Consider the following 13,756-nt stretch of genomic DNA (forward strand, 5'->3'; position numbering starts at 1 on the left):
GCCGTCGTGTCCAAGCGGCAGCTTTGTTGACCAGTGCCAATGCTTTCGGAGTAACATGATGGAATCATTAAAGGCCCAGCCTCGCGCTACACCCGGAACCACAACATGACCGTAATCACCGACACTCCGCCCGTTTTCCTGCAACTGCTGGCCGACCGCAACGGCAAGCCGGCCGGGCTGGTGCTGGACGGCGGCGCCGCCGCGCTGCCGGACGAGCAGATGCACGCGCTGGCGGGCCAGTTCCCCTGTTTTGTGCGGGCCGGGCTGGAGCATGCGCAGGCCTGGCTGGAGGCCGGCTGGCTGGCCCTGCCGGGCCAGATGGTGCGGGCCGACACGGTGTTCGACAAGGCCGCGCTGCCGGCCGGGGTGGTGCTGATCGAAGGCAACTGGCCGCTGGCGCCGCCCGCCAAGGCGGTGGGCGCGCAGGCGGCCTCGCGCGCGCTGGCGCTGCAGCTGGTGCAGCTGGTCAGCAACGACGGCGACACCCATGAAATCGAGGCACTGCTGCGGCGCGATCCCACGCTGTCCTACCATTTGCTCAAGCTGGTCAATTCGCTGGGCATGGGCAGCAGCCGCCGCGTGAGCAGCTTTGCGCAGGCCATCCTGATCCTGGGACGCCAGCAACTGCGCCGCTGGCTCAACCTGATGCTGTTCTCGGCGCGCGAGGGCGACATCCGTTCGCCCATGCTGCTGGCGCGGGTGGCGGTGCGCGCGCATGCGCTGGAACTGCTGGCGCGCAGCACCGGCCTGGGCAAGCCGCAGCAGGAGCAGGCTTTCATGGTCGGCATGTTTTCGCTGCTGGGCGTGCTGTTCGGCATGCCGCTGGCCGAGGTGCTGGAGCCGCTCACCATCAGCGAGGCGGCGCAGCAGGCGCTGCTGGGCAAGCCCGGCGAATGGGGCGAGCTGGGCGAGCTGCTGGCGCTGCTGGAAGCGGCCGAGCGCGGCGACTTCGCCGCCGTGGCGGGCCGGCTGGAGGCGGTGCAGCTGGAGGCCGCCGAGTTCAACCGCGTGGTGGCCGACGCCCATTTATGGATGCTGACGGTAGCCACGGACCGGGCCGGCGGTGGCCATGCTTGACGCGGCGATCGCGCGCTGCCTGGCCCTGAGCCAAGCCGCCCGGACGCAACAGGGCGACACCCTGGCCGCCACGCTGGCCGAACTCGACACGGCGCTGGCCGAGCTGACCGCCGCGCGCGCCGCGCAGCGCGGCGCGGACAGCGGCAGCGGTGCCGACCCGGGCGCCATGCTGGAGCTGGACCTGGCCGGCTACATCACCGCCTGGAACGCGGGCGCCGAGCGCCTGTTCGGCTACCCGGCCGCGGAGGCGCTGGGCCAGAACATCCTGTTCCTGTACACCGAGGACGACGACGGCGCGCTGGCCGAGCTGCTGCACGAGCAGGACGGCGGCATGGCCGAGGTGCGGCGGCGCCGCAAGTCCGGCGAGGTGATCTGGGTGCAGCTGGCGCTGGCGCTGCTGCAGGACGAGCTGGGCGAGCCGCAGGGCATGCGGGTGCGCATGGCGCACGTGAGCGAGCCGCTGTCGGACCACGACAAGATCAGCCTGCACGCCCGGATTATCGAGGACAGCGACCAGGGCGTGCTGATCACGGACGCCAAGGAGCGCATCGTCTCCATCAACAGCGCCTTCACCCGCATCACCGGCTACACGCCGGGCGAATCGCTGGGCAAGACGCCGGACCTGCTGCGCTCGGGCGTGCACGACGCGGAGTTCCGCGCCAAGGTGCGCGCCGCCATGAACGGCGAGGGGCCGTGGCGCGGCGAGATCGTCGGCCGGCGCAAGAACGGCGAGCTGTTCCCGCAGTCGGTCACCATCAGCGCGGTGCGCGACGGCGAAGGCAGGGTCAGCCACACCTTCTCGCTGTTTTCCGACATCAGCGTGCACAAGGACGCCGAGGCGCGCATGCAGCGCATGGCCAACTACGACACGCTGACCGGCCTGCCCAACCAGTGCCTGCTGACGCAGCTGATGACGCAGGCCTTGACCGAGGCGCGCCGCAACCACGAGCACGGCGCCTTGCTGGTGGTGGAGATCAGCCGCCTGGGCTCGATCAGCGACACGCTGGGCCACGACGTGGGCAACGAGCTGCTGAGCGCGATCGGCAAGCTGTTCCGCACCGCGCTGCGCGACGCCGACATCCTGGCGCGGCTGGACGGCAACCGCTTCGGCGTGGCGCTGCTGCATATCGAAAAGCGCGAGCACGCCGCCATCGTGGCGCAGAAGCTGGCGTCGACACTGGCCGCGCCCATCCAGCTGGCCGCGCACAGCCTGCAGGTGGGCTGCAGCATCGGCATTTCCGTGTACCCGGAGGACGGGCTGGAGACCGGCGCGCTGATACGCCACGCCGACGTGGCCACCTCGAAGGCGGTGCAGGCCGAGTCGGCCTTCCTGTTCTACAGCGAGGAGATGAACCAGCGCGCCAAGGAGCATCTGCGCATCGAGAGCGAGCTGCGGCAGGCTTTGCAGCACGACGAATTGCAGCTGTACTACCAGCCCAAGGTGAGCTTGCGCAGCGGCCGCATCGTGGGCGCCGAGGCGCTGCTGCGCTGGCGCCATCCGGTGCGCGGCCTGGTGTCGCCGGGCGTGTTTATTCCGGTGGCCGAGGAGACCGGGCTGATATTGGAGCTGGGCAACTGGGTGCTGGAGGAGGCCTGCCGCCAGGTGCGCGCGTGGAAGGACGCCAACCTGATCATGCCGCCGATTGCGGTCAATCTGTCGGCGCGCCAGTTCGACCGCCAGCTGCCCGCGCGCATGGCCGACGTGCTGCAGCGCCACCAGGTGCATCCCGAGCAGATCATGCTGGAGATTACCGAAAGCCTGCTGGTGCGCGGCACCGAGAATGTGGTGGCGATCATGAACGAGCTGGTGGCGATGGGGCTGGCACTGGCGCTGGACGATTTCGGCACCGGCTATTCCAGCCTGGCTTATTTGAAGAAGTTCCCCATCAGTACGCTGAAGATAGACCGGTCCTTCGTGATCGGCCTGCCTTATGAGGAGAACGATTGCGCCATTGCGCGCGCCATCGTGACCATGGCGCAGCAGCTGCGCCAGGAGATCGTGGCGGAGGGCGTGGAGACGGCCGAGCAGATGAGCTTCCTGCGCGAGCTGGGCTGCGACCAGCTGCAGGGTTATCTGTTCAGCCAGCCGGTGCCGGCCGATGACTTCGAGCGCATGCTGCGCGAGGGCAAGCGGCTGGCCTTCGGCGCGCGGTAACACGCCGCACGCCGGCCCCTGCAGCCTGGGCGCCTCGATCTGGCCTTCCTTAGTTTATACCCGCGCGGCGCGCGCACGATTGTGCCTTGACGCGTTTTCGATCTGGCGCAAACAAGCTGCGTGTAGCAAGCGTGCGCTCTTCCCGCGAGCATAGGATGGCCCCATCTTTCGTCGATGGTGCTCAGGAGATACCCATGGTCTTTCGTTTCCATGCCTTGCCGGCGTTGCTGATGCTGGCGCTGGCCGGCGCGGCCGCCGCCACGCCGCAGTACCGGCTGACGCTGCTCGATCCGGCGCCCAACGCCAGCAGCGCCAACGCGATCAACAGCCGGGGCGAGATCGCCGGCGACTGGCGCGATCCGCTGACGGGCGTGCAGCGGGCGTTTGCCTGGCGTTCCGGCCAGATGAGCGTGCTGCCCGAACCGATGGCCACCGCACGCGCGATCAGCGGCCAGGGCCACATCGCCGGCGCCACCAACACCGTCACGGTGGAGGGCTTCACGTTCCGCAACGCCACCTTGTATTACCAGGGCGAGCTGCGTACGGTCCCCAATCCCTTCAGCGCCGATCCGCAAGGCGCGCCGCCGTTCGAGGTGAACACGGCGGTCGGGGTCAACAGCGCGGGCACGGTGGTGGGCAACGCCGGGGCCAACCGGCGCACCAGCGCCTATCTGTTCGCGAACCAGGCGCTGACGGTGCTGCCCATGATGTGGAGCAGCGCCATCAATGAACAGGGCCAGGTGGCCGGCCGCACCTTCTTTGGCAACAGTGAGCACGCGGCCCTGTACGACGGCGCGCGCGTGATCGACCTGGGCGCGCTGGAGCAGGGCCGCTTCAGCAACGCCAGCGACCTGAACGACCACGGCTGGGTGGTCGGCAGTTCCACCTACGGCACCGGGCCGGGCCAGCACACGCATTCCTTTGTCTACCGGAACGGGCAGATGCAGGCCATCGGCGACTGGCTGACCGACAACCAGGCCAACGCGGTGAACAATGACGGCGCGGTGGTGGGCACGGTGCAAGGGCCTTCCGGGCAGGGCAGCCCGTATCTGTACCAGGGCGGCCTGGTGTACGACCTGAACACGCTGCTGGGGCCGGACCCGGCGCTGCGGCTGGTGAGCGCGGCCGACATCAACGACGCGGGCCAGATCATCGGCCAGGCCTGCGACACGGCCGGCGCCTGCTTCGCCGCGCTGCTGACGCCGGTACCCGAGCCTGCGGCCTGGGGCATGCTGGCGGCCGGCCTCGGCGTACTCGCATGGCTGCGCCGGCCGCGGCGGCCCAGGCCCAGGCTCAGCCGCTGTGCGGCTGCCATCCTGCTAGGCGGCGCCGGCGCCTGCGCCATGGCGTCGCCGGCGCGTTACAGCCTGACCCTGCTTGACGGCGTGGCGCGCGCCAGCGTGCCGCGGGCCATCAACAACGCCGGCGTGGTGGTTGGCGGCATGTCGAGCGACTACGGCCAGATGCTGGGGGAGGGGCGCGCCTTCATGTGGAAAGCCGGCCAGATGACATGGCTGCCGGAGCTGGACATGAGCATGGCCCTGGCCGTCAGCGAGCGCGGCCACGTCGCCGGGATAGGCCAGTTGACCAGCGTCGGCCCCGGCTGGTTCGAGCTGCACGCCGCCAGTTATTACGAGGGCAAGGCGGGCGCCGTGCCGGAGGCCTTCCCTGGCGACCCCGCGCGGCCCTCCGGCTACACCGCCGCGCAGGGCGTGAACAGCAGCGGCACCTTGCTGGTCAACAGCCATCGGCCCGGCGGAGACCATGCGTATACCTACGCCGGCGGCGTCATCACGGTGCTGCCGATGGACACGGCTGCGGCGATCAACGACGCGGGCCAGGTGGCCGGCGCCAGCGGCGGCCGTGCCGTGCTGTACGACCGCGGCCGCGTGATCGACCTGGGACTGTTGTCGAGCGCGCCATCCGCCGTGGCGGTGGCCAGGGGCATGAACGAGGCCGGCGCGGTGGTCGGCGGCGCCACCTATGGCGGCGGCGCGCTGCACCAGCATTCCTTTCTGTACGAAGGCGGGCGCATGCGGGCGATCGGCAGCCTGGAGGGGGACAACGCGGCCGTCGCGGTCAACAACCGGGGCGACGTGGTCGGCTATTTCTCCAAGGCCGGCGATGGTCCGGCCGACCGGCACAGCTATCTGTACAGCGGTGGGGTGCAGAGCGATCTGGATGCCCTGCTGGCCGATGCGCCGGGCTGGCACATCGCGAGCGCGGCCGATATCAACGACGGCGGCCAGATCGTGGGCCTGGCTTGCCGCAATGGCGACCTGTGCTATTCGGCGCTGCTGAGCCCGGTTCCGGAGCCGGCAAGCTGGGGTATGCTGGCGGCGGGCATGGGCGCGGTGGCGCTGGCGCGCGGCCGGTTGCGCCAGCGGGGCGGCTGAGCCGTCTTGCGGCACCCTGCGGAGACACGGCTTAATCGAGGCGGATTTTTTCGATCAGGTAGTCCAGCATCACGCGCACGCGCGGCGGCAGCTGCTTGCCGGGGCCGAGGAAGACGGCGTGCACCGCTTCGAGGTCGGCCGGGTTGTAGTCTTCCAGCACCGGCACCAGCCGCCCGGCGGCAATGTCGTGCTTGGTGTGCATGCGCGACAGCCGCACCAGGCCCACGCCGGCCAGCGCCATGTGGCGCATGCTTTCCCCATCCCCCAGCAGCGCGTTGCCTTCCGGACGCAGCTGCAGCATGCCGCCTTTGCCGTCCAGGAAGGGCCAGAGCGGCACCTGGCGGCGGAAATTGAAGCCGAGCAGGTTGTGCCGCGCCAGGTCGTCCGGGGTCTGCGGCGTGCCGTGCCGGGCCAGATAATCGGGCGAGGCCAGCACCGCCATGCGGCCTTCGCCCAGCTTGCGCGCCACCAGGTTGGAGTCTTTCAGGCTGCCGGCGCGGATGGCGATGTCGGTGCGGTCTTCCAGCAGGTCCACCACCATGTCGGTGCTCGCGATGTCGACCGTGATGTCGGGGTAGCGCTGCAGGAATTCGGGCAGGATGGGCAGCAGGTAGAGCATGAAGAAGGGCACGAAGCAGTTGATGCGCAGCCGCCCGCGCGGCACGCCGGTGGTGGCCGCTTCGCGCTCGGCGCTGTCCATGTCTTCCAGGATGCGCACGCACTGGCTGTAGAAGGCCGCGCCTTCGGGCGTGGCGCGCACCTGCCGCGTGGAGCGGTGCAGCAGCCGCGTGCCCAGGCGCGCTTCGAGCCGCGCAATGAGCTTGCTGACGGCCGACGGCGTCATCTTCAGGCGCTGGGCGGCCGCGCTGAAGCCGCCCGCGTCCACCACGTCCACAAATACCGCCATTTCCGCCGCGCGGTTGATCTCCTGCCGGGCCATAGTGAATCCATTTCATAAGAGTTTGGCTATTTGAGAGTCTATATCATCAGTGCGCCGGGTTCTACAATGGAGTCAATTAATTCACAAATGGAGTACTCCATGAACAACCAGGAAAAAATGCACCCGGGCGTGCTGTCGCTGTCGGTGGGCGCGTTTGCCATCGGCGTGACGGAATTCATCGTGGTGGGCGTGCTGCCGGCCATTTCGGCGGACTTGAAGGTGTCGCTGGAAGCGGCGGGCGCGCTGGTCAGCCTGTACGCGCTGGCGCTGGCGCTCGGCACGCCGCTGGCGGTGCTGGGCTTGTCGCGCCTGCCGCGCAAGCAGGTGCTGGCCGGGCTGATGGCGGTGTTCTTGCTCGGTAACCTGCTGGCGGCGTTTTCCACCAGCTACGGCGTGCTGCTGGCCGGGCGCGTGATCACGGCGGTGGCGCACGGCGCCTTCTTCGGCATCGGCGCCACGGTGGCCGCGTCGCTGGCGCCCAAGGGGCAGGCGGGCAAGGCGATCTCGGTCATGTTCGGCGGCCTGACCCTGGCCATGGTGCTGGGCGTGCCGCTGGGCAGCTTCCTGGGCAACCTGATGGGCTGGCGCTTGCCCTTCTTCGCGGTGGCGGCAATGGCGCTGGCGGGCCTGCTGGCCATGCTGCGCTGGCTGCCGTCCGGCATGGCGCAAGCGGCCAGCGGCAAGGCGTCGACGCAGCTGGCCGCGCTGGGCGACCGCCATATCCTCACCATGATGGCGGTGACCACGCTGGGCTTCGGCAGCATCTTCGCCGCCTTCACCTATGTCACGCCCATCCTGACCGAGATCGCGGGCTTCTCGGCCACCACCGCCAGCGCGCTGCTGATCGTGTTCGGCGCGGCCACCTTTGCCGGCAACCTGGCGGGCGGCTACCTGAGCAGCCACCTGGGCTGGCAGCGTTCGCTGCGCATGATGCTGGTGCTGCTGGCCATGACGCACGCCGGACTGGCGCTGTCGCTGCATACGCCCTGGGCGCTGGTGCCGCTGCTGTTCCTGTGGGGCCTGTTCTCCTTCGGCCTGTCGCCCGGCCTGCAGGCCGGCATGCTGGCCACGGCCGAGCATTACACGCCGAAGGCGGTGGACTTCGCGTCCGGCCTGAACATCTCGGCCTTCAACTTCGGCATCTCCTTCGGTTCCTCGCTGGGCGGCCTGATGGTGGCGCGCAGCCTGATGGGCGCAACGCCGTGGGCCGGCGTGGCGATCTCGCTGGCGGCGCTGGCGCCGCTGGCCTGGCTGGCGCGGCGCAATATCGGCGCGCCGGCCGGCGCGGTGGCCGCCCACTGAGTTGGACCTGAGCCGGAGCGCGCGCTTGTCAAGGCGCGCGATGCCGGATACATTGCGTCATCCGCAATATCCCTGGAGGCGCCATGAGCCGTCCCGTTTTAGAAGCATCCCGCATCCATCCCGCCATCCGCAGCAAGATCGAGGGCCTGCACGCCGACATCGTGCAGGAAGTGCAGGCCGCCGTCGCCGCCAACAAGGTGGTGGTGGTCGGCATGGCGATGAATCCCTTCCCCCGCAAGGCGCGCGCGCTGCTCGATGCGCAGGGTGCGCCCTACGTCTACCTTGAATACGGCAGTTACCTGAGCCAGTGGCGCCGCCGCACCGCGCTGAAGATGTGGAGCGGCTGGCCCACGCTGCCGATGGTGTTTATCAACGGCACGCTGGTGGGCGGCTTCCAGGACTTGAAGAAGCTGGTCGACAGCGGCGAGTTCACCGCGCTGGTGGCGCCCAAGCTGCTATGAGCCTGCAAGCGCATCCGCTCAGGCTGGGGCCGGGCGCGGATCTGCGCGCGGCCATCGAGGCGGCCGCCGCCGAGCTGGGCGCGCAGGCGGCTTTTGTGGTGCAGGGCATCGGCAGCCTGAGCGTGGCGCAGCTGCGCTATGCGGGCATGCCGTCGGCGAGCGAGCTGCGCGGCGACCTGGAAATCCTGACCTTGGCGGGTTCGGTGGCGCCGGATGGCGCGCATCTGCATATGTCCGTGTCGGACGGGCAGAGCCGCGTGTCCGGCGGCCATGTGGCGCCGGGCTGCGTGGTGCGCACCACGGCCGAAGTGCTGCTGGCGCTGCTGCCCGGCCACGCTTTCAGCCGCGAGACCGATCCGGCCTCGGGCTACAAGGAGCTGGTGGTGCGGACGCTATAGCGCGTCCAGCCGCGCGGGCAGCTCGCGCAGCATCGCCTCGCGGGAGCGCGCGCCGCCCATGGCCTCTGGCTGTTTCGTATCCATCGCCAGGCGGGCGAACACCACGGTGCGTCCTTCTTTTTTCGCCCAGCCCACATACCAGCCGTACTGGCGGGCCGGGTCGTCGGCGCCGTCCGGCAGCAGCGCCGAGGCGGTGCCGGTCTTGCCGAACACTTCCCATCCATTCTCCAGCACCTGGCGCGGCATGATGCGCTCGGTCAGCGCATAGGCCTGTTCCGATACCGGCAGCGTGCGGTTGGCCAGCTGGCGCAGGAAGGCCACTTGCTCCAGCGGCGAAATGCGCAAGCTGGAACCGACCCAGGACTGCGACAGTCCATTGGCCTTGCCGGGATCGCCGGACAGGTCCTGGTTGCCGTAGCCGAAGCGCGCCACGTAGTCCTGGAAGCGCCTGGCGCCCAGCTGCGCCGTCACTTGCTGCGCGTACCAGAGCACCGAGTTCTGCAGCCAGCTGCTGGGATCGGTAGCGGCGCGCCAGGACGGGATGTAGGCGGGGTAGCCGCCCTTGAACGGCAGCACCGGCGCGTGTTCGCTGCGCAGGAAGCCGCTGTCGTAGCCCATCAGCGCGACGGGGATGTTGAAGGTGGAGGCGGGCGTGACGCGTTCCTCGCAATGGCCTTCGCGCGCCAGCTCCCTGCCGCTGGCGGCGTCCATCAGCACGGTGCAGACGAAGGGCGTTTGCGAGGCGGCGGGGGCGATGCGCCACGCCAGCGCGGGCTGGAAGGCGAGGCTGGCGGCGAACACGCAGGCCAGGCCGGCCAGCGCCAGCAGGCGGGCGCCGCGCGCCCGGCGGCCTTGCGCGCGGCCCGGTTCGCGTATCAGCGCGATGCGCGAGGCCAGGGTGCTGGCGCACACGCCGCCGAAGGCCAGCGCGGTCTTGGGCGTGCCGTGCTGCAGGCGCAGCTGGGCCACCAGCGCCGCCGCGTAGGCCTTGCGCTGGGCCGGTGGACGGCCGCGCAGCACGTCGCGGTCGCAGCCCAGTTCCTGCGCCCAGGACAGGCTGCCGCGCAGCAGGCGCATGAAGGGATTGAACCAGAGCAGGGTCTGCAGCAGGATGCCGACGCTCATCCATTGCAGGTCGCGGCGGCGCCAGTGCGTCAGCTCGTGCTCGACGATCAGCTGCTGCTGGGCCGCGTCGAAGCTGCGCAGGTGGCGCGGCAGCAGCAGGCGCGGCTTGAGCAGGCCGAACAGCATGGGGGAAATCGGGGCGTCGACTTCGATCATGACGGGCGCAGGCGCGGCGGCCATGGCTGCGGGCACGCGGCTGCCGCTGGCGGCCAGGCCGTTGAGCATGCGGCGCGCCTGCAGCAGCTGGAACACGGTGTAGCCCAGGCCCAGCAGGTAGGCCAGCAGCCAGGCCTGCGCGGCGCGCGTGAGCCAGGAGGCGGGCTGGAGCTGGGCGGCGCCGGCGGCGGCCGTACCGGCGGCGGACGGCGGCGCGGTGGGGCCGCCTGGCGCGGCGGGGCGGCTTTGCGCGGCGTCGGGCAGGTCGATGGGCGGCACCAGGCGCAGGCGCTCGCTGTGCGGCAGCAGGATCACGAGGAAGGCCGCCACCACGGTGGCCTGGCCCAGCAGCCAGGTCGAGCGCTGCAGGGCCACGCCGGGCAGGCGGCGGCACAGCGCCGTCAGCGCCCACACGCCCAGGCCGGCGGCCAGGCAGCCGGCGCTGGCCAGCAGGAAGCGCAGCAGCCATTCGTCGACCGGTGCGGCGCCGCTCATGCCGCGTCCTGCTCGTCCGGCCAGTCGTTCAGCAGCTGCTCGAGCTGCGCCAGCTCGGCCTCGTCGACCAGCTTGCTGCCGGTGAACATATTGACCGGCAGCGGGGTGTCCATTTCCATCACGCGCTTGCCGAAGTCGTGCGCGAAGGCGGCCAGGGTGCCGACCTTTTCCAGCGCCGCCTCGTACACCTGCACGCCGTGCCGCGTCTGCTGGCTGACGGAGCCCTTGTCCAGCATGCGTTCCAGCGTCTTGCGGGTGGAGGAATAGGACCAGCCCAGTTCGGGTTCAACCTGGTCGTGGATTTCACGCGCGCTCAGCGGCTGCTGCTTCCACAGCGCCTTGAGCACGGACAGTTCGGAGATAGAGGGGATGGCCATGGCGCTATTGTGCAAGGGTTTGCGACCAATGTCACCAAAAATAAAATGTTTGACAGGAATGTGACCAATGTCGCATGATGGCCATGTTTGTCGCATTTCGCGGCTTTGAGAGGAGAAGTATGGAATTCCGCATGATCGCCATGGCGGCGCTGGGCAGCCTGGCTGCCTTGGCCGCCGCGCCCGCCGTCCACGGCGCCGAAATCTGCACCGCCATTGCCGACGCCGCCACCGGCAAGGTGCTGATGCAGCGCGGCGACTGCCAGCGTCAGGTCACCCCCGCGTCCACCTTCAAGATCCCCATCAGCCTGATGGGCTACGACGCCGGCTTCCTGAAGGACGAGCACACGCCCGAGCTGCCCTTCCGCCAGGGCTATGTGGACTGGCGGCCCAGCTGGCGCAGCGCGTCCGATCCGGCCAAGTGGATGAGCGAGTCGGTGGTGTGGTATTCGCAGCAGGTGACCCAGGCGCTGGGCAAGGTGCAGTTCGCCGCCTACACCCGGCGCTTCGAGTACGGCAACGCGGACGTGTCGGGCGACGCCGGACACGACGGGCTGACCGCGTCCTGGCTGGAGTCCTCGCTGCGCATTTCGCCGCTGGGCCAGCTGTCCTTCCTGGGCAAGGTCGTGAACCGCCAGCTTGGCGTGAGCGCGCACGCTTACGAGATGACGGAGCGCCTGATGCGCTTTGGGCAGTCGCCGGAAGGCTGGCGCATCAACGGCAAGACCGGCGCCGGGTCGGGCTATGGCTGGTATGTGGGCTGGGCCACGAAAGGGGAGCGCAAATACCTGTTCGCGCGCCTGATGCAGCGGGACAAAAGCATGCCGCAGGAGGTGTCCAGCGGCCCGCTGGCGCGCGACGGCTTTATTGCCGACTTTCCCGCGCTGGTCAACGCCATCGAGGTGGACCAGGCGATTCAGCCGCTGCTGGAGAAGAATGCGATTCCCGGCATGGCCGTGGCGCTCAGCGTGAACGGCAAGCACTACTTCTACAACTACGGCGTGGCGTCGAAAGACACCGGGCAGGCGGTCAGCAATGCCACGCTGTTCGAGCTGGGCTCGCTGAGCAAGCCCTTCACGGCCACGCTGGCGACCTACGCGCAGGCGCAGGGCAAGCTGGCCATGACGGACCCGGTCAGCCGCCATGTGCCCTATCTGCGCGGCAGCGTGTTCGACCGCGTCAGCCTGATCCACCTGGGCACGCACACGGTGGGCGACTTCCCCATGCAGGTGCCGGCCGAGATCAAGAGCTACGAGCAGCTGATGGACTACTACAAGAACTGGCAGCCGGGCCACGCGCCGGGCACGCACCGCACCTATTCCAACCTGGGCATCGGCCTGCTGTCCATCGCCACCGCCCGCAGCCTGGGCGTGCCGTATGCGGACGCGGTGGAGCGGACGCTGTTCCCGGCGCTGGGCATGGAGCACAGCTATATCCGCGTGCCGGCCGCGCAGATGGCGCAGTATGCGCAGGGCTACAACAGCAAGGGCGCGCCGGTGCGCGTCAATCCCGACGTGCTGGCCGAGGAGGCTTATGGCGTGAAGAGCAATACGCGCGACATGATACGTTTTGTGGACGCGAATATGGGCCTGCTGCCGCTCGACGCCAAGCTGGCGCGCGCCGTCGCGGACACGCATGCGGGCTATTTCACGCTGGGCGCCATGACGCAGGACCTGATCTGGGAGCAGTATGCCGGCCAGGCCGGGCTGGAGCAGCTGCTGGCCAGCACGGCGGAGAAGACGGCGTGGCAGGCCAACCCGGTCAGCGCCGTCGCGCCGCCGTCGGCGCCGCTGGCGGACGCCTGGCTGCACAAGACCGGCGCCACCGGCGGCTTCGCGGCCTATGCGCTGTTCAATCCGGCGCGCAAGGTGGGCATCGTGATGCTGTCCAACCGGGGCCTGCCGGGCAGCGAGCGGGTGAGCGCGGCCTATGAGGTGCTGAGCCGGGTCGCGCCCGGTGCTGCGCCTGCCGCTGCCGCTCCCTAGGGTTCGATATTGGGGATCAGCGCCAGCAGGTCGGTCACGCCCACGTCCACGCCGGCCTGCGAGAGCAGGGTGGTGGCCTGGCCGCGGTGGTGGGTCTGGTGGTTGAAGAAGTGCGCCAGCACCTCGAACAAAGGCTTGGCGTACTGCTCGCCGTTCATGCGGGCGTAGTGCAGGGCGGCGCCCAGGTCGGCCTCGGTCAGCGCTGCGGTCCAGGCGGTGATGACGCCGTCCAGCCAGGCGCGGTGGGCGGCCATGGGCGCCAGCGCGTCGAACTGCGGCGCGTCCAGGCTGGCCGGCATGGCCAGCGCGCGCACCGGCGCCAGCGCCGCGTACGCGGCCGGCGACTGCGCCGGCGACAGCGCGGACTCGGCGGCGAAGCGCTTGAGCCACACGGTGTCGGCCACCAGCAGGTGGTTCAGCGTGCCCTGCACCGAGCCGAAATACGCGCCCCGCTCGCGCGCCAGCTCGCCTTCCGGCAGCGCGGCCGCCGCCTCGTACAGTTTCTTGTTCATCCAGCTGTTGTAGCTGGCCATCAGTTGCACATGGCGGTGGCGGCTCATTTCTGTGTATCCGTCGAAGAAATCGGTCATTGTAAGGTGTTTGCGCGGCGTCATACGCGCGGCGCGCTGCTAGACTGGTAGAACGGGAGGAGCACCATGTCGACGCACACTGATCTGGCAAGCAGCCATTCTGCCGACGCGGTCCTGCGGGACTTTTCCGCCGGCATGATAGACGACCTGACCGCCATGCGGCTGCTGCATGTTGAGCACGGAGAAGACCTGTTCCTGTTAATGGCGCAAGCCGGCCTGCCCATGCCGCGCCTCGATCCCCGGACTACGCAAGCCATGGCCGACTCCCTCAAGCGCCTGCTGTCCTGACGCTTCCATGGCGG

Annotated in this window: 12 protein-coding genes and 1 pseudogene; 8 read left to right on the top strand and 5 right to left on the bottom strand. The window is 69.4% G+C overall.

Translation table 11 applies throughout. From position 1 onward, the window contains the following. The first annotated feature begins 105 nt into the window (after window positions 1–105). The 3 genes from KT882_RS11185 (at window position 106) to KT882_RS11195 (ending at window position 5,628) form a co-directional block, all read left to right on the top strand. Window positions 106–1,077, top strand: coding sequence for an EAL and HDOD domain-containing protein (locus KT882_RS11185; RefSeq protein ID WP_161071921.1), 972 nt, complete (start codon window positions 106–108; stop codon window positions 1,075–1,077). After that, the gene (locus KT882_RS11190; RefSeq protein ID WP_228895781.1) at window positions 1,070–3,232 is read left to right on the top strand and encodes a putative bifunctional diguanylate cyclase/phosphodiesterase; all 2,163 of its coding nucleotides are present in this window, start codon (window positions 1,070–1,072) and stop codon (window positions 3,230–3,232) included. The genes KT882_RS11185 and KT882_RS11190 overlap by 8 nt, the downstream gene beginning before the upstream one ends. Before the next feature lie 194 nt (window positions 3,233–3,426). Further along, window positions 3,427–5,628 (top strand): DUF3466 family protein, encoded by a 2,202-nt coding sequence (locus tag KT882_RS11195; RefSeq protein WP_228895783.1) that lies wholly within the window; start codon window positions 3,427–3,429, stop codon window positions 5,626–5,628. A gap of 31 nt (window positions 5,629–5,659) precedes the next feature. On the opposite strand, the gene KT882_RS11200 is transcribed toward KT882_RS11195, so the two are convergent. Then, entirely contained in the window at window positions 5,660–6,568 is a 909-nt protein-coding gene (locus KT882_RS11200; RefSeq protein ID WP_161071918.1) for a LysR family transcriptional regulator, read from the bottom strand. Window positions 6,569–6,667: 99 nt separating this feature from the next. Between KT882_RS11200 and KT882_RS11205 the strand changes: the two genes are divergently transcribed. From KT882_RS11205 to KT882_RS11215, 3 genes are all read left to right on the top strand, one after another. Then, a complete protein-coding gene (locus KT882_RS11205; protein ID WP_228895785.1) occupies window positions 6,668–7,870 on the top strand; it encodes an MFS transporter in 1,203 nt (400 codons plus the stop codon). Window positions 7,871–7,953: 83 nt separating this feature from the next. Beyond that, on the top strand, window positions 7,954–8,331 hold the full coding sequence (locus tag KT882_RS11210; protein ID WP_161071916.1) for a glutaredoxin: 378 nt from the start codon (window positions 7,954–7,956) through the stop codon (window positions 8,329–8,331). Between the two features lie 2 nt (window positions 8,332–8,333). Then, on the top strand, window positions 8,334–8,729 hold the full coding sequence (locus KT882_RS11215; RefSeq protein WP_228896611.1) for a PPC domain-containing DNA-binding protein: 396 nt from the start codon (window positions 8,334–8,336) through the stop codon (window positions 8,727–8,729). Here KT882_RS11215 and blaOXA read toward each other — a convergent pair. The 3 genes and pseudogenes from blaOXA to KT882_RS11225 form a co-directional block, all read right to left on the bottom strand. Beyond that, a complete protein-coding gene (gene blaOXA / locus KT882_RS30885; RefSeq protein ID WP_407682046.1) occupies window positions 8,724–9,530 on the bottom strand; it encodes a class D beta-lactamase in 807 nt (268 codons plus the stop codon). The two genes, KT882_RS11215 and blaOXA, sit on opposite strands and share 6 nt — an antisense overlap. A gap of 87 nt (window positions 9,531–9,617) precedes the next feature. Continuing rightward, window positions 9,618–10,505, bottom strand: a pseudogene (locus KT882_RS30890) (M56 family metallopeptidase); the annotation flags it as partial. After that, window positions 10,502–10,882 carry a BlaI/MecI/CopY family transcriptional regulator gene (locus tag KT882_RS11225; protein WP_161075629.1) on the bottom strand — a complete coding sequence of 127 codons (381 nt, stop codon included), beginning with the start codon at window positions 10,880–10,882 and terminating at the stop codon, window positions 10,502–10,504. The pseudogene KT882_RS30890 and the gene KT882_RS11225, both read right to left, overlap by 4 nt. A gap of 119 nt (window positions 10,883–11,001) precedes the next feature. Between KT882_RS11225 and ampC the strand changes: the two genes are divergently transcribed. Continuing rightward, complete coding sequence (ampC, locus tag KT882_RS11230; protein WP_228895790.1) at window positions 11,002–12,864, top strand: class C beta-lactamase; 1,863 nt, start codon at window positions 11,002–11,004, stop codon at window positions 12,862–12,864. On the opposite strand, the gene KT882_RS11235 is transcribed toward ampC, so the two are convergent. Beyond that, window positions 12,861–13,424 (bottom strand): DinB family protein, encoded by a 564-nt coding sequence (locus tag KT882_RS11235; protein WP_161075627.1) that lies wholly within the window; start codon window positions 13,422–13,424, stop codon window positions 12,861–12,863. The genes ampC and KT882_RS11235 overlap by 4 nt on opposite strands. Before the next feature lie 96 nt (window positions 13,425–13,520). Here KT882_RS11235 and KT882_RS11240 point away from each other — a divergent pair, with 96 nt between their 5' ends. After that, on the top strand, window positions 13,521–13,742 hold the full coding sequence (locus tag KT882_RS11240) for a hypothetical protein (RefSeq protein WP_228895798.1): 222 nt from the start codon (window positions 13,521–13,523) through the stop codon (window positions 13,740–13,742). Window positions 13,743–13,756: the final 14 nt, after the last annotated feature.

This window comes from Pseudoduganella aquatica (genome assembly GCF_020865585.1).
GTDB lineage: Bacteria > Pseudomonadota > Gammaproteobacteria > Burkholderiales > Burkholderiaceae_D > Rugamonas > Rugamonas aquatica_A.